At 66.8% G+C, this 15,296-nt stretch carries 12 protein-coding genes; 6 read left to right on the top strand and 6 right to left on the bottom strand.

From position 1 onward, the window contains the following. Positions 1-15: 15 nt before the first annotated feature. Both sucD and sucC read right to left on the bottom strand, forming a co-directional pair. Complete coding sequence (gene sucD, locus WDJ57_RS05530) at positions 16-885, bottom strand: succinate--CoA ligase subunit alpha (RefSeq protein WP_338904625.1); 870 nt, start codon at positions 883-885, stop codon at positions 16-18. Further along, entirely contained in the window at positions 885-2,030 is a 1,146-nt protein-coding gene (sucC, locus tag WDJ57_RS05535; protein WP_338904626.1) for an ADP-forming succinate--CoA ligase subunit beta, read from the bottom strand. The genes sucD and sucC overlap by 1 nt, the downstream gene beginning before the upstream one ends. A gap of 114 nt (positions 2,031-2,144) precedes the next feature. On the opposite strand from sucC, the gene WDJ57_RS05540 reads away from it, so the two are divergent. Next, complete coding sequence (locus WDJ57_RS05540) at positions 2,145-2,594, top strand: SRPBCC family protein (protein WP_338904627.1); 450 nt, start codon at positions 2,145-2,147, stop codon at positions 2,592-2,594. A 6-nt stretch (positions 2,595-2,600) separates the two neighbouring features. Here the strand turns inward: WDJ57_RS05540 and WDJ57_RS05545 are convergent, their stop codons facing one another. After that, a complete protein-coding gene (locus tag WDJ57_RS05545; protein ID WP_338904629.1) occupies positions 2,601-2,903 on the bottom strand; it encodes a hypothetical protein in 303 nt (100 codons plus the stop codon). Positions 2,904-2,999: 96 nt separating this feature from the next. Between WDJ57_RS05545 and WDJ57_RS05550 the strand changes: the two genes are divergently transcribed. Continuing rightward, the gene (locus WDJ57_RS05550) at positions 3,000-3,779 is read left to right on the top strand and encodes a Sir2 family NAD-dependent protein deacetylase (protein WP_338904631.1); all 780 of its coding nucleotides are present in this window, start codon (positions 3,000-3,002) and stop codon (positions 3,777-3,779) included. Here the strand turns inward: WDJ57_RS05550 and WDJ57_RS05555 are convergent. After that, positions 3,774-4,214 (bottom strand): DUF5793 family protein, encoded by a 441-nt coding sequence (locus WDJ57_RS05555; protein WP_338904633.1) that lies wholly within the window; start codon positions 4,212-4,214, stop codon positions 3,774-3,776. The genes WDJ57_RS05550 and WDJ57_RS05555 overlap by 6 nt on opposite strands. A 103-nt stretch (positions 4,215-4,317) precedes the next feature. Between WDJ57_RS05555 and WDJ57_RS05560 the strand changes: the two genes are divergently transcribed. From WDJ57_RS05560 to WDJ57_RS05575, 4 genes are all read left to right on the top strand, one after another. Further along, on the top strand, positions 4,318-4,893 hold the full coding sequence (locus WDJ57_RS05560; RefSeq protein ID WP_338904635.1) for a DUF7549 family protein: 576 nt from the start codon (positions 4,318-4,320) through the stop codon (positions 4,891-4,893). A gap of 73 nt (positions 4,894-4,966) precedes the next feature. Continuing rightward, positions 4,967-6,619, top strand: coding sequence for a type II/IV secretion system ATPase subunit (locus tag WDJ57_RS05565; protein WP_338906256.1), 1,653 nt, complete (start codon positions 4,967-4,969; stop codon positions 6,617-6,619). Position 6,620: 1 nt separating this feature from the next. Then, positions 6,621-9,086, top strand: coding sequence for a type II secretion system F family protein (locus WDJ57_RS05570; RefSeq protein WP_338904637.1), 2,466 nt, complete (start codon positions 6,621-6,623; stop codon positions 9,084-9,086). A gap of 51 nt (positions 9,087-9,137) precedes the next feature. Further along, positions 9,138-9,890 carry an MBL fold metallo-hydrolase gene (locus tag WDJ57_RS05575; protein WP_338904639.1) on the top strand — a complete coding sequence of 251 codons (753 nt, stop codon included), beginning with the start codon at positions 9,138-9,140 and terminating at the stop codon, positions 9,888-9,890. Between the two features lie 23 nt (positions 9,891-9,913). On the opposite strand, the gene WDJ57_RS05580 is transcribed toward WDJ57_RS05575, so the two are convergent. Further along, positions 9,914-11,005, bottom strand: a complete 1,092-nt coding sequence (locus tag WDJ57_RS05580) for a DNA topoisomerase IV subunit A (RefSeq protein ID WP_338904641.1) — start codon at positions 11,003-11,005, stop codon at positions 9,914-9,916. Continuing rightward, the gene (locus WDJ57_RS21585) at positions 11,002-15,108 is read right to left on the bottom strand and encodes a DNA topoisomerase VI subunit B (RefSeq protein ID WP_380630207.1); all 4,107 of its coding nucleotides are present in this window, start codon (positions 15,106-15,108) and stop codon (positions 11,002-11,004) included. Before WDJ57_RS21585 ends, WDJ57_RS05580 begins: the two co-directional genes overlap by 4 nt. Between the last annotated feature and the right edge of the window lie 188 nt (positions 15,109-15,296).

A 15,296-nucleotide genomic window follows, 5' to 3' on the forward strand; every position in this document is an offset into this window, starting at 1 on the left:
GAACGCGGCGGCCGACTACAGGATGTCCTCGATGTGTTCGGTGACTTCCTCGGGGGTGTCACCGACGGGGACGCCGACGCTCTCCAGAGCGTCGATCTTCGAGGCCGCGGTGCCGGTGCCCGAACCGGAAACGATAGCGCCCGCGTGGCCCATGCGCTTGCCCGGCGGGGCGGTACGGCCGGCGATGAAGCCGACGACTGGCGTGTCCATGTACTCGCCGATGTAGTCGGCGGCCTCCTCCTCGTCCTCGCCACCGATTTCGCCGCACATCACGATGGCGTGGGTCTCGGGGTCCTCCTCGAACAGTTCCAGCGCGTCGATGAAGTCCGTCCCGATGATCGGGTCGCCGCCGATGCCGACGGCGGTGGACTGGCCCAGGCCGCGGTCCGTGAGGCTGTCGACGACCTGGTAGGTCAGCGTGCCCGACCGGGAGACCAGGCCGACGTTGCCCGACGAGAAGATGTTGCCCGGCAGGATGCCGAGTTTGGACTCGCCCGGCGTGATGATGCCCGGACAGTTCGGCCCGATCATGTACGTGTCCGTCTCGTTCAGCCGGCGGTAGACGCGGCTGACGTCCTGGGTCGGGATGCCCTCCGTGATGGCGACCACGAGGTCGACGTCGGCGTCGATGGCCTCGAACAGCGCGTCGCCGGCGAAGGCCGGCGGGACGAAGACGACCGAGGCGTCCGCGTCCTCCTCGTCGGCCGCGCGCGCGACGGTGTCGTAGACCGGGACGCCGGCGACCTCCTGGCCGCCCTTGCCCGGCACCGCGCCGGCGACGACGTTGGTGCCGTACTCCATCATCTGCTCGGTGTGGAAGCGGCCCTCGCCGCCCGTGATGCCCTGCACGACCACGCGGGTGTCCTCGTCGACGAGCACGGACATTATTCGTTCACCTCCTCGGCGAGTGCGACGGTCGCCTGGACGGCGTCTTCGAGCGTTGCCTCCACCTGCACGAGGTCGGTGTTGAGAATCTCCATGCCTTCCTCCGCTTTCGTGCCGGCGAGTCGGACGACCACCGGCTTCGGAATCTCGTCGAACTGTTCGAGTGCCGTATTGATGCCCTCGGCCACCTCGTCACCGCGGGTGATGCCGCCGAAGATGTTGAAGACCACCGCGTCGACGTTCTCGTCGGAGAACACCATGTCGAGCGCGTTCGTGACGCGTTCGGCCTTCGCGCCGCCGCCGATGTCGAGGAAGTTCGCCGGCTTGCCGCCGTAGTAGTCGACGAGGTCCAGCGTCGTCATCACGAGGCCGGCCCCGTTGCCGATGATGCCGACGTTGCCCTCCAGGCGGACGTAGTCGAAGCCGTACTCGTTTGCCTTGGCTTCGAGTTCGTCCTCGGCGGCCTCCTCCTCCATCTCCGCGAGGTCCGGGTGTCGGAACAGCGAGTCGCCGTCGATGTTCATGACGGCGTCGGCCGCGACGACCTCGTCGTCGCTCGTGACCATCAGCGGGTTGATCTCGGCGTCGCTGCCGTCCTTCTCGTCCCAGAGTTCGTAGAGCGTGGTGAGAACAGACGCGACGTCGCCGGCGATGTCGCGGTCGACGCCGGCGTCGTAGACGGCCTTGCGGGCCTGGTAGGGGTGCATCCCGAAGGCGGGGTCGATGTGCTCGCGGGCGATGGCGTCGGGGTCCTCCTCGGCGACCTCCTCGATGTTGACGCCGCCGCGGGTCGAGACCATGGCGACGGGCTTGCCCTCGCCGCGGTCCATCGTGACGCCGACGTAGAGTTCGTTGACGAAGTCGACGGCCGCCTCGACGAGCACGCGGTCGACGTGGTAGCCCTTGAGGTCCATCCCGATGATGTCCTCGGCGGCCTCACGCGCCTCGTCCTCGTCGTCGACGAGTTTGATGCCGCCCGCCTTGCCACGTCCGCCGACGTGTACCTGCGCCTTGATCGCACACGGATAGCCGACCTCCTCGGCGGCCGCGACCGCCTCGTCGACCGTCGAGGCGAGCGCCGACGCCGGTGTCGGAATCCCGGCCTCCGCAAAGACCTGCTTGGCCTGATACTCGTGGAGTCTCATACGTGCTGAAGTCGGGATTGGGAGGCGCATAAAACCCGCTCATTCGCCCGTCGACTCCCGCTTTGGCGACGCCTCGGCCCGGGACTTTTCTCACCGGAACCCGTAGACTGCGGCATGGTCAGCGTCTCCGACTCGATTCGCCTCGAGGTCGACCCGGCGACCGTCTTCGCGTACCTAGACGACCCACAGGGCCACGTCGAGGTCACGCCGAGCCTCGCCGGCGTCGAGAACATCCAGCCCCTCGACGGCGGCGGGAAGCGACTCGACTTCACCTACTCCATCGCCGGCGTCCCCCTCAGCGGCGAACTCCTCCAGACCGTCTACGAACCCGACGAACGGATGGCGTTCGAGATGTCCGGTCAGCTGAACGGGACGATAACGGTCGAGATGGAGCCGACAGACGACGGTACCCGGGTCACCTACACCGGCGAGTACGAGATTCCCGGCAAGGTGCTCGCCCGCGTCGCGGAGCCGTTCGTCCGGCGGTACAACGAACGCGAGGTCAGGACGCTGCTGGCGAACCTGAAGACGCGGCTGGAAGACGGCGACGACTGGGAGTGGTAGCCGGCGTCAGGGACCGGCGCGAGGCGCGGTCGCGTCGGCCATCCCCTGCTCGTCCGGCCGCGCACGCCAGCGGACCACGGCCGCGCCGACGACGAGCACCGCCAGGTGCAACAGGACGCCGGCGAGGAACGCCACGGCCGCCGCGGCGGCGACCAGCGGCAGCGCGACGCCGCCGGCCAGCGCCAGCACCAGGCCGACCGTGACGGTGGTGACGCCGGCGTTTTTCAGCGCGCTGCCGGTCTCGTCGCGAAGGAGTTCCCGCAACGGCTTCTCGGTCGCGTCGCCGTCGATGAGCGCCCCGAAGCACATGCCCCTCCGTTAGTGGCGCTGACACAAAAGCGCTGGTCCGGTCGGCCGCGTCAGTCGCCGAGCGATTTTTCGGCGTTCCCGCCGGAGTAGCCCGTAATGAGCGACGAGACAGCGTCCACCGAGGGATGGACAGACCGGGACATCGACGCGGTCGCAGGGGAGCTCCGGGCGGCCGACCACGCCGTCGCGCTGACAGGGGCCGGCGTCAGCACGGCCTCCGGCATCCCCGACTTCCGCAGCGAAGGCGGTATCTGGGACAAGTTCGACCCGAACGAGTTCCACTACCAGCGCTTTCTCGCGGACCCGACGACGTTCTGGGAGAAGCGCGTCGAGATGCACGAGGCGGCCTTCGGCGGCGACGTCGAACCCAACGCCGCCCACGAGGCGCTGGCCGAGATGGAACGGGCCGGCGTGCTGGACGCCGTCGTTACCCAGAACACCGACGGCCTCCACGCCGCGGCCGGGTCCGAATCCGTCGTCGAACTCCACGGGACCGGTACTCGGGTGGCCTGCGAGGAGTGTGACAGCCGCTTCGACGCAGCGCCGGTCCACGAGCGGGTCCGCGACGGCGACGTGCCGCCGACCTGTGAGGATTGCGGCGGCCTGCTCAAGCCGGACGTGGTGCTGTTCGGCGAGGAGATGCCGCCCGGGGCGTTTCAGGCGGCCCGGAATCACGCGCAGGACGCCGACGTGTTCCTTGCTGTCGGGTCGTCGCTGTCGGTCCAGCCCGCGGCGTCGCTTCCGCGGCTGGCTGCGAGAAACGGGACGCTGGTCGTCGTGAACCTGGAGGAGACGCCGCTGTCGGGGACGGCGGACTACGAGTTCCTGGCCGACGTGACGGAGGTGCTGCCGGCAGTCGCCGGCCGGTTCCTATAGTTCCACGCCGCCGGGGACGAGGCTCTGCTGTCGGAGGAGTTCGCCGCCGGTGTCGTAGACGAGCAGCGTTTCGAGCGACACCGTGACGGGGGACGCGCCCGGCCGCTCGATGCGGAGGGAGTACTCGCCGGACTCCTCGCGGGCGGCGTCGACCACGGCGAGGATGTCGTCGGCGCTTGCTGCCGCCTCGAAGACGTAGTCGCCCGTGAGGCGGCGGGAGACGCTGAAGACGCCCGTCGCGTCGTCGTCGGACAGCGGTGTCTGGAGTCGGAACGCGGCGTCGATATCGGAGCGGTCGGGGACCTGGCCCGTCTCGTCTTCGAGCCGGGCAGTCAGGGTTCCGCCGGGGCCGTCGTACTGGAGGACGAGCGTCGGCACACCGTCGGCTGAGGGGTCGGTGTGCGTGGCGGTCAGTGTGAAGTGGTCGCGCCTCATCTGGCTATTCCACAGTAGGACACGCGACGCAATGAACGTAACGCCGGCGGCGCTATCAGACCGAGGCGACAGCTTTTAGCGCTGCGGTGCTGGGGACATAGCCATGTGGGTCAAGTCGGAGTACGCGGGGGAACTCGCGGTGCTCTCCGCGTGGGTGTCGATGCTGGTCCCGTGGAACGTCGCGTTTCTCACGAAGGCACCGTTCGACAGTACCGTCGTCTTTCTCCGCTTTGCCCTCTTCGAGGTGCAGTTTCGCTTCCCCTCGGAACTCGTCTTCGACGGGCAGCAACTGGACGTGGCCAGCGCCCTGGCCGAGACCTACCCCGGGACACACTTCCTCGGCGACGCCTTCCTCGCCTTGCCCACCGCCGCGATAACGTTCTACGAGTCCCCGCAACTCCAGCAGGCGGGGCTGGCTGCCACTGGCGGGGCACTCGCCTTCCTCGCCGCGCTCGCGCTGAGCGTCGCGCTCTACACCCGCGAGGACGCCGTGGCGGACGCCCTCGACGGCCGGGAGGTCCAACTCATGGGAACGCTGTTGCTCGCCGGTGCCGCCGGCACAGCCGTCGCGACGGCGCTGTACTACCTCGAACGCGGGCTCGTCGGGACGCCGATTCCCGTCGGCGTCCTCGTCGTCGGGGCGCTGGGAGCCGTCCTGCTCCGCACCGAGCGCGTCTGACAGGTGCGAATTTAAGTGCCTGGGATTGCAACCCCAGCGCAACCGCGTGCCCGCAGGCGGGCACCACCTCATCATGTCCGAGTACGACCACGAACGCGACACTCCGGCGACCAGCCCCGTCGAGGACGACAGCGAGGGGACGCTCGACGGCGTGCGCGACTGGCTCTCGCGGACCGCCCGGCTGCTCACCGGCTCGCTGGTCACCGTCACGGACTACGACCCCCGGCGACACGACCGGCTCGTCTCCTTCGACGGGCTGTCGGGGTACGAGGAAATCGACCGCTACTGGGTCGACGCGCCCTTCTCGTTCGTCTCCATCAACTACGACCCCGAGGCCCAGGAGCACTACTACTACGTCGTCGAGCCCGAACTCGACGACCTGGAGCGGGACCTGCTGGACCGGCTGTACGAGGACATCCGCGACCCGCTCCTGTACCGCGACGACGTGGAGGACGACCCCGAACGCGCGCTCCGCGAGGAACTCCGCGAGCGCCTGGAGGAGTACGGCGTCACCATCGAGGAGGAGACGTTCTACCGCCTGTTCTACTACCTGCACCGCTCGTTCCAGGGCTACGGCAGGCTCGACCCCCTGATGTACGACCCCCACATCGAGGACATCTCCTGCGACGGCCCGGGCCTGCCCGTGTTCGTCTACCACGACGACTACACCGACATCGAGACCAACCTCGTCTACGAGTCCGAGGAGCTGAACAACTTCGTCATCCAGCTCGCCCAGCGGTCGGGCCGGCACGTCTCCGTCTCCGACCCGGTCGTGTCGACGACGCTCCCCGACGGCTCGCGCATCGAACTCGCGCTCGGCGAGGAGGTCACGCCGAAGGGGTCCGCCTTCACCATCCGGAAGTACGCCGAGGAGCCGTTCACACCAATCGACCTGCTGAACTACGGCACGTTCAGCCTCCGGATGCTCGCCTACCTCTGGCTGGCCATCGAGTCCAACAAGTCGCTCATCTTCGCCGGCGGGACGGCGGCGGGCAAGACCACCTCGATGAACGCCGTCTCGATGTTCATCCCGCCCCGCTCGAAGGTGCTCACCATCGAGGACACCCGCGAACTCTCGCTGTACCACGACAACTGGCTCTCCTCGGTCACCCGCGAGCGGATGGGCGACCAGGACATCACGATGTACGACCTGCTGCGGTCGGCGCTGCGCCACCGGCCCGAGTACATCGTCGTCGGCGAGGTCCGCGGCGAGGAGGCCATCACGCTGTTCCAGGCGATGAACACCGGCCACACCACCTTCTCGACGATGCACGCCGACAGCGTGCAGACGGTCATCAATCGCCTGGAGAACGAGCCAATCAACGTGCCGCGGCCGATGGTCACCTCGCTGGATATCCTCTGCGTGCAGGTGCTGGGGCGTTCTCAGGGCGAGCGGGTCCGCCGCGCCCGCACGCTGGCCGAAATCGAGGGCATCGACCAGCGGACCGGCGAACTCGACTACTCGACGACCTACAACTGGCACGCCACCGAGGACGAGTTCTCCGAGAGCAACTCGGACCTGCTTGAGGAGATACGCGAGGAGCGGGGCTGGAACCGGTCGGAGCTACTCCGGGAACTCCAGAACCGGCGGCGGTTCCTGCGCTACCTCCAGCGGGAGGGCGTCACCGACTACCGCCGGTTCACCGCGATGGTCAACAAGTACTACGCCGACGCAGACGAGGTGATGGCGCGGATAGACAGCGCGGGTGTCGAGGTCCAGGGCTGACATGGTCGACCCCGTCTGGCTCCTGCCGCCGGTCGTCGTCGCCGTGGCCCTGGCGGCCTGGCTGGGCGCGAAGGTCGACGGCCGAATCGACCGCCTGGTCTCGCGCTTCGCCCGCCTGCTGTTCGACCGGGTCGTCTCCGAGAGCGCCGACCGCAGGCGGACGATACAGTCGGCCTACATCGACACCTCCTACCGGAGCTACGCCGCGACGACGCTTCTCTATACGGCGCTGGCGCTCGTCGCCGGGTTCGTCACCGGCGCGTACCTGACGGCGGGCGTCCTGCTCGTCTTCGAGGACTTCGTGCGCCTGCTGACCGGCCTGCCGGACACCATCGTCGTGGCACTCGGGGCCCGCGTCGATTACCGGCTGATTCTCTCCGACAGTCAGTGGTGGGCCATCGTACTCGGCGGCGGCGCCGTCGTCGCCGTCGTCGCGGCCGTCCTCGCCTACGTCCTGCGGTGGAAGCTCCCGGCCAGCGACGCGGAGGTCCGGCGGCGCAGCATCGACGAGGGACTGCCCCGGACGACCGCGTTCATGTACGCGCTCTCGCGGGGCGGCCTGGAGTTCCCCGCGATTCTCCGGTCGCTGGCCCGCAACCGCGCGGTCTACGGCGAGACTGCCGACGAGTTCGCCATCGCGGTCCGCGAGATGGACCTCTTCGGGCGGGACATGATAACCGCGCTGCGGCGGATGTCCAGGCGCACGCCCAGCGAGCAGTTCAAGACCTTCTCTGAGAACCTGGCGAGCGTCCTCCAGAGCGGGAGCAACCTGCCGACCTTCCTCAGCGAGCAGTACGAGCGCTTTCGCGAAGACGCCGAGGAGCGCCAGGAGGAGGTGCTGGAGGTGCTGGCGACTATCGCGGAGGGGTACGTCACCGTGCTGGTCGCCGGCGTGCTCTTTCTCATCACCATCCTGCTGGTCTTCGGGCTGACGACCACCGACACGCTGTGGCTGCTGATGCTGCTGGCCTACCTGATGGTGCCGCTGGCGAACGCGGGCTTTGCGGTGTTCGTCGCCCAGCGACTGGACGAACTGGGCATCGCACGCGGCGGCGGCACGGACATCCTCGACCGTCACGCGGTCCAGACCCCGGTCAGGGAGCAGCCGTCGACGGACACCCGCCGGGCCGACGGCGGCCTGGCCGAGGACAGCGAGAACCGGCGGACGCTGGCGTGGTACGACCGGCTGGCGGCGGTCAAGAGTGTCCTGCAGGACCCGCTGCGAACCGTCGTCTGGAACCCCCAGACCGTCCTCTACGTCACCGTGCCGCTGGCGCTCGTCGCCATCGCGGTTCGGCTCCCCGACGCGCTGACCGGGACCGGCGTCAACCGGCGCGTGCTCGACGACATCCTCGTCCAGTCGGCGCTGTTCGTCCTCGTGACCTACGCGGCCGTCCGGTGGCTCTACACCCGCCGCATCGACAGGATAGAGGCGGCGACGCCGGAACTGCTCGAACGGCTGGCGAGCCTCAACGAGGCCGGGATGTCCGTCGTGGAAGGGTTCTCCAGAGTAAGGGGCAGCGACCTCGGGGTGCTCACGCCGGAAGTCGACCGCATCTGGCGGGACATAGAGTACGGCTCGAACGTCGACGACGCACTCGTGCGCTTCGGCCGGCGCGTCCGGACCGCCACGGTCACCCGCGTCGTCGTATTGCTCACAAACGCGATGCGCGCCAGCGGGAACATGGGGCCGGTGCTTCGCATCGCGGCCGAGCAGTCCCGCGCGGACCTGAAACTCCGCCGCCGGCGACGCCAGCAGATGCTCACCTACCTCATCGTCATCTACATCTCCTTCGTCGTGTTCCTGGTCATCATCGTCGCCGTCAACGAGGTGCTCGTTCCGAGTCTCCCGGAGTCGGTCCCGACCCCGAGCGAGGAGGACCTCAGACGGCTGGGCGTCAGCGCCGGCATCGCCGGGCGTCTCGGCAGCGTCGACAAGGCCGCCTACACGCTCGTCTTCTTCCACACCGCGCTCATCCAGGCCGTCCTCTCCGGGTTCATCGGCGGACAACTCGGCGAGGGGACGCTCAAGGACGGCGCGAAACACGCCGCCGCGATGCTGGCCGTCGCCTACGTCGCCTTCCTGCTCATCTCGTCGCCGGTCGCCTCCATCGCCGCCGGCGACGCCGTCTCGACGGGCGACACGCTCCGCATCGAGGGGGCATCGATGTCAGACGGCGGCTACGTCGTCGTCTACGAGGACGGCATCAACTCGACGATGCTCGGCCACTCCGAGTACGTCCCGCCGGGAACCCAGGAAGGCGGCATCGTCGTGTCGCTGGACCGGGAAGTAAAGCAGAATCGGACCGTCTACGTCGTTGCACATCGTGACACCAACGGCAACCGGACCTTCGACTATCCCGGGCCGCCGCTCCCGCCACGGGGACAGAGCGAGGACGTGCCTTACGCCAGCGCCTCGGGCGCGCGCGAGTCCGGCGTCGAGGTCGAAGTCACCTACGTGGGCTGAGTCGCGGCCGAAGAGTGGGCGTTAACTGGCCGCCGCGTCTACCGCTCTCCCATGACCGTCACCCACGACGACCTGACCGTCGACTGGCTGGGCTACGCCACCCTCCGCATCGAGCACGACGAGACCGTGGTCTACGTCGACCCCGGCCGCTACGGCGTCCTCACCGGCGAGTGGACCGCCGACAGCGACGGCGCCGCGGCCGCGCACCCGCCGGCGCGGGAGTACCGACCGGAGGACGGCGACGTGGTCTGTCTCACCCACGTCCACCACTACGACCCCGACGGCATCGAACGAGTCGCTGCCGACGACGCGACCGTTCTCGCCTTCGAAGGTATCAACGTTCACGACACCCAGCGGACGGACACCCGTCTGGCCGACCTCCCCTACGAGGTGCGTGAAGTCGGCATGAACGCGGAGGGAGTTGTCGACGACGTGCTCTTCTGGACCGTCGAGGCGTACAACGAACCCGACGGCCCCCACACTCGCGGCGACGGCACGCCGATTCACCCGAAGGGGCTGGGCTGTGGCTTCCTGCTCTCGGTCGGCGGAACGCGCGTGTTCTGCCCCGGCGACACCGACGTGCTGGACGGCCACGAGGCGCTCGACGTGTCCCTGTTCTGCCCGCCCATCGGCGGGACGTTCACGATGGACCGCCACGAGGCGGCCACGCTGGCCGAGGAGATGGACCCCGACCTGGTGGTGCCGGTCCACTACAACACGTTCGCGGCAATCGAGACGGACTCGGCGGCGTTCGCTGAGGACCTGCGAGAGCGGGGCGTTGCTGTCGAACTGGACGAGACGTAGGCCGGAGAATCGCCGTCAGCCCGCTACAGCACGCCCATCTCGGTGAGCCGCTCCGGCAGGTAGGTGTCGGTCACGAAGTCCAGGCCGCGGGAGGCCAGCGACTGCTGTTCGGACTTCTTCTCGATGTCGAGTTGCAGTTCGATCTGCTCCTCCCAGAACTCCGTCTGGTAGCGGGGGTCCTCCAGTTCGGACTCCAGGGCGTTGACGTCCGAGTCGCTGAGCGGGTCCGTCGGCAGGTCGTACTCCACGATGTCCTGCGGGCGGATGCCGACGAACTGCGCCGCCGGCGTGGCGAGGTACTCCGAGAGGTGCGCGCTCTTGATAGAGCCGTAGGCGACGGAGCCGTAGATGCGGTACGACCAGGGGTCACCGTCTGTGAAGACGGCCACCGGCAGGTCGAGTTCGTCGTGCAGGCGCTTGGTGATGCGCCGGGTCGCCCGCGCCGGCTGACCCTTCAGGTGGACGATGAGGGCGTTGTAGTCCTCGTCGAAGCCGTTCTCGACGAGGCGGTCGCGCATACCGCCGGTCTCGACTGCCAGCACGAAGTCGGCGTCGTTGTCCAGAAAGTCGATGGTGTCGGGGTTGTTCGGAATCTGGTAGCCGCCCTCGCCGACGTCCTCCTGGCAGTGAATCTCGCGCTCGCCGCGGCGGGTCTGCTCGCGGAGTTTCAGCGGCCCCATGATGGTCGCACCCGATTCCTCCGGGCGCATGTGGAAGTCCTCGCGGGTGGCACCGGAGACGATTTCTAAGTCCTCCACGAGGTCGTTGGACTCGTCCTGGCTGGAGAACTGCGCCTCGTCTAAGTCCCAGGACTCGCTGAGGTAGTAGAGTTCACGCAGGGTCGACGAGCGGTCCTCGTCCAGTTGCTGGGCGAGGAAGTCGATGGTGTAGATGGCCTTCAGGAGCTTCTGCGCGCCGCGGACGCTGTTGGCCGAACGGGTCGAGGTGCGGTCGCCGTAGACCCAGACCTTCTTCTCGGCGTCGTACTCGATGTTGGACTTCGTGCGGGTCGGGACCTCCATCGAGGGGACGTCGCCGTCGGCGAACTGGTCGTAGAACTGTGCAGCGAGGTCGATGAGTTGCTCTCGCGCCTCCGAATCTGTGTCAACGCTCATTTGTCTGTCACCGTGAGTTTCTCCTCCTCGATACCATCCACGGACATGTTACAGTCGGCATCGCCGGGGAGGTCGTAGGCAAGTGTCGCCTCCTCCCCGCCGGCCACCGTGGGCGACCACTTGACGAACCACTCGCCGTCCATCTCGACGACCGTGCCGCCCTCCACGCCCTCGGGTTCGGCGGTCACGATGTCCGTTATCTCCAGGTCCGCGTTCGTGTCGTCGTTGTTCTCTACGACGAGTTCGACCGTCCCGTTCTCGCGCCGGCGCTCGACCAGGACGTTGTTCATGATGCGCGCCATCGTGTCGTCGATGTCCAGCGGTTCGTTGCCGGTCACCCTGGAGATCTTCTCGGCCATCTCCGGCAGGATGGTCGCGAGTTTGTTCTCCTTCTCGCGGCGCTGTTGCATCGAGCGGCGCTTGTTGAGGTAGCTCTTCAGGTCGCGGGCTGCCTCGCGGATGGCGAGTTCGATTTCGTCTTCGATTTCGGGAATGTTCGCCACGGCGTCCTTCGACTCGCTGGTGAAGGGCACGTTCGTCGAGGCGATGTGGACCATGACGACGGCCGGGCCGTTCGGGATGCCGCTGCCGCCGGGCTGGTCGAGACCGTAGTTGCGCCAGTTGATATTCTTCACGACGTCCGTCGTGGCACAGGCCCCGCGCTGGTAGACCAGCGGGACGCGGTTGGCGAAGCGCATCACCTCCGCCTGGCCCTCGGCCTCGACGTCGCCGCCGTAGGCGATGCCGGCCTCCACGATGAACGGGTCGCCGCCGTGGACCGCGGCGTCGCGTGTCGCCGCGGCGTAGAAGTCCGCGTCGTACTCCTTCGAGAGACCGGCCTCCACCAGGTCGGCGGTGATGGGCGAGAGGCAGTCCGTCGGCGGCGAGATGATGTCCGTCTCGCGCATCGCTTCGAGCAGGTGCGAGGCCACGTCGCGCTCGGCGGCGATGTCGTGGACGTGGGGCGGGTCGTCCGGCACCGTCTCCATCTCCGTCCAGATGGCCTCGACGACGTTCTCGCGGGCCGTCTCCCCGAAGGTGGCGTCGTCGTACTCCTCGGTATCCTCGGCGGACTTGTCGACGTACTCGACGAGTTCGTCGTGCGTGACGCGGTGACGGGTGTCCTCGGTGCGGTTCTCGAACTTCGCGGCGATGCGCTCGGCCAGCCCCTGGACGTGGGCGTCGTCCTTGCGCTTCGTCGTCGCCGCGTCGACCAGCGCGTAGATGTCGGGCGTGAGTTCCGCCGTGACGGCCTCCCACGCCGCCTCAACGGCGTTTGCCCGGACCGTGTCGCCGAAGGTCGTGTCGTACTCCGCTTCGATGTCGTCGGCGACCGCCGCGGCGATGGCGGCCAGTTCGTGGTGGGCGATGCGGTCGTGTTCGTCCACGCGCTCGGCGACAGTCGCGGCGAAGTCGGCGGTGGCCTCCGCGCCCTTGTTGGCGACGGCCTCCTCGACCGCGGCCTCGACGTCGGCGTCTTCGTGGCTCTGGGGCGACCGCCAGGTCATCCCGCGGCCGAAGTGGCGGTCGCGGAAGTTGTCGATGACCGAGTCGGAGGTCTTCTGGCCGACGCGGGTGAACTCCCCCTGCAGGAAGCCGGAGACGGAGTAGGAGTCGGTCGCCTCCAGCATCTTGATGAGCGTCCCGAGTTCGACGCCGTGGGGGTGCGGGCGAATCTCGTCGGTCTCGTCGGGGAGCTGGTCGGTCGCCCGCTCGTACTTGAAGTGCTCGCCGGGCTCGCGCATCTCGATGCGGGCGTGGGGATTGACGACCGCCGTGTGCTTGATGTAGTCGTGGAGTTGCTGGCGGGCGCGCATGTTCCCCTCCATCTCCAGTTCGATGCGCGTCCCGTGCGGGCGTTCCCAGGAGGTGGTGTCCTCGACGCTGATTTCCGGTTCGTTGGTGTCCGTGTCGACGATGAGTTCGAAGTACTCCGCCTCGGCGCTGCCCTGGGTCCGGGACGTTATTTTCGCTGGCTTTCCGGACGTTAATTGCGAGTAGAGAACCGCTGCAGAGATTCCAATACCTTGCTGGCCGCGACTGTTCTTGACGGCGAGTGCCCCTTCGTTCGCGACGACGAAGTTCTCGTCGTAGCCAGTCGCGCCTGGAACCGAGATGTCGTAGACGTACTCCGGCGGTTCGGTCTCTTCGACGGACTCGACCGGTAGCAGACACATGTCTGTCCCGGTCAGTCCGTGGAGGTTCTGTACAGTCTCCCACAGCTCCTCCAGGACAGGCGTCGGCTGGTGGGAGTCGTCGAGGAGCCCCATCTCTTTGAGGTTGTGGACGTACCGCGGTTTTTCGACGTGTTCACCGTCGAGGGCATCCTCGATGAGTGACTGATACACCGCGGCGTGGTCGAGTGAGGAGCCCACACCCGCACCCATCAACAATCCCGGAATCGAATCGGGCACCGTCCGGTTCTCGACGTCGCCGACGCGCACGTCTTCGAGCAGTGACGTCGGAATGCGCTTGTATCCCTGCTCACCGGTGTCAGTCGAGCCGCCGTAGGCGTCCAGAACGTCGACATCCGAACCGTAGACTTTCGTCCGGTACTGTGTCCTCGACGTATCACTGTACCCACCAGCGTCGTCGCTGACTTCGGTACTGGCCAGCACGCCCTGCATGTTCCACAGCACGGAGAGCTGTCGCGCAAGCGTCTCACTCGTCGTCGTGTGGGAGAGTTCGTTACTCGGGTGCGTATCGGAACCGTCTCCCTGGTAGAGAGCGGTGATGAATTGCTTCTGTGCCGCGGGGAGAGCACTGAAGACGAAGTCTGGAATTCGCTTCTCGTCGGCCTGCTCACCACAGACGTTTTTCAGAAACAGTGCAAGCGGCGAGCCGAACGCTTTCACGCGAGTGGAGTTTCGTTCCCGTTCGACGGTCGTCGTTTTACCGCCGACGCCGGCGAGTGCCCGTTCCGTCGTCTCGATCAGTTCCGACTCGTGGGAACCGAACGTGAATCCGACCTGCCGAGGTCCAGCGTGGCCCTCCGCGACGTAGTAGCCCAGCAGTTTCATGAACTCCTCGGAGACCGGGAGCGAAACTGGCAGTGTCGTCTCCTCTCCACCGACCTGGTACGTTTTGAACTGACACTCCTGACGCGCCGCTTTCTCCTCCCAGCCGAGTTCGATGACGGTCTCGGCGGGAAGGTAGCCCTTTTCCAGGTAGTTGGTTTCGAGGCTGTCTTTCAGGATATCGACGCCGTCGTAGCGGTAGTACGTCCGCTTTCGCGAGCTATCCGGAGACGGTTTCTTTCGGATACGGTCACCCTCCTGCAGTCGCTCCAGCGTCTCGCGCTCGAACCCGTAGACGTACACTCGCTTGTCGGCGAGTTGCTCGGCGTCGAGGTGTGCAAGGAGGTTCACCTCCTCGGTAGACTCCGCGAACCCGGGAAGGGTCCGAGGTGTGAGAATGGCATCACCAGCTCCGATGTCGCTGGCTTCGACTTCCGTCGTCTCGCCGTCTTTCGTCACCGAGAACAGACTGTGGTTGCCGGTGACTTCGACCGTGCGGCCTTTCTCTGTCGTTATCTCGTAGGTACGCTCGTCCGTTTCGTGGCGGATGGCGTGGGTGACTGGCTGCCAGGTCATCTCGTGTGTTTCGCGGTCGAACGACGGTACCTCGATTTCGTCCGGAACTGGCCGCGTTGCCGCACCGTCTGCAGGAAGATATGCGTCACACAGCACACCGACCGGAACGAACTCGATGGTATCGTTCCGTCGTACGAGGACCCGTTGCTCCGGCGTCAGTGATTGCTCACGCTTGTGAAAACGGCTGCCATAGAGGAGCTTCCCGAAGATTTTCGGAATCTGCTCCTTCGTGATGCCCGGCCCGTTGTCCTCGACGATGAGCCGGTAGTAGTCGCCGGCCTCCTGAATCTCGACGTAGATGTCGGGGAGGATACCGGCCTCCTCGGTGGCGTCCAGAGCGTTGTCGACGGCTTCCTTCACGGCTGTCACGAGTGCCCGGGCCTCGGAGTCGAACCCGAGCATGTGCTTGTTCTTCTCGAAGAACTCGGCGATGGAGATCGACCGCTGGCTCTCGGCCAGCTCCTCGGCGATCCCCTCTCCCTCGCCGAGCCGCGACTGATAGGAGGTCATGTGGCTATACGTTTACGACCGGAGTTTAAATGTTGTGTGGCAGCGGGGTGAAAGTGGAAGCGGCCCCTGCTGCGCGTGGCGAGGGAGGGCATCGAGTTCCCGCCCCCGGGTCGAGATAGCTACAAATACGCACAGATAGCGGTAGATAGGATATCGACACTGTCCAGCTACGGGTCGGATAGCGACGT

Origin of the sequence: Salinibaculum sp. SYNS191, assembly GCF_037338445.1 — an archaeon.
GTDB classification, from domain to species: domain Archaea; phylum Halobacteriota; class Halobacteria; order Halobacteriales; family Haloarculaceae; genus Salinibaculum; species Salinibaculum marinum.

What these genes read in the sequence shown, in the direction of transcription:
- WDJ57_RS05580 (WP_338904641.1), bottom strand. Translation starts at nt 11,005, where the DNA reads ATGAGCGTTGACACAGATTCGGAGGCGCGAGAGCAACTCATCGACCTC.
- WDJ57_RS05560 (WP_338904635.1), top strand. Translation starts at nt 4,318, where the DNA reads ATGTGGGTCAAGTCGGAGTACGCGGGGGAACTCGCGGTGCTCTCCGCG.
- sucD (WP_338904625.1), bottom strand. Translation starts at nt 885, where the DNA reads ATGTCCGTGCTCGTCGACGAGGACACCCGCGTGGTCGTGCAGGGCATC.
- WDJ57_RS05540 (WP_338904627.1), top strand. Translation starts at nt 2,145, where the DNA reads ATGGTCAGCGTCTCCGACTCGATTCGCCTCGAGGTCGACCCGGCGACC.
- WDJ57_RS05570 (WP_338904637.1), top strand. Translation starts at nt 6,621, where the DNA reads ATGGTCGACCCCGTCTGGCTCCTGCCGCCGGTCGTCGTCGCCGTGGCC.
- WDJ57_RS05565 (WP_338906256.1), top strand. Translation starts at nt 4,967, where the DNA reads ATGTCCGAGTACGACCACGAACGCGACACTCCGGCGACCAGCCCCGTC.
- WDJ57_RS21585 (WP_380630207.1), bottom strand. Translation starts at nt 15,108, where the DNA reads ATGACCTCCTATCAGTCGCGGCTCGGCGAGGGAGAGGGGATCGCCGAG.
- WDJ57_RS05575 (WP_338904639.1), top strand. Translation starts at nt 9,138, where the DNA reads ATGACCGTCACCCACGACGACCTGACCGTCGACTGGCTGGGCTACGCC.
- WDJ57_RS05555 (WP_338904633.1), bottom strand. Translation starts at nt 4,214, where the DNA reads ATGAGGCGCGACCACTTCACACTGACCGCCACGCACACCGACCCCTCA.
- WDJ57_RS05550 (WP_338904631.1), top strand. Translation starts at nt 3,000, where the DNA reads ATGAGCGACGAGACAGCGTCCACCGAGGGATGGACAGACCGGGACATC.
- sucC (WP_338904626.1), bottom strand. Translation starts at nt 2,030, where the DNA reads ATGAGACTCCACGAGTATCAGGCCAAGCAGGTCTTTGCGGAGGCCGGG.
- WDJ57_RS05545 (WP_338904629.1), bottom strand. Translation starts at nt 2,903, where the DNA reads ATGTGCTTCGGGGCGCTCATCGACGGCGACGCGACCGAGAAGCCGTTG.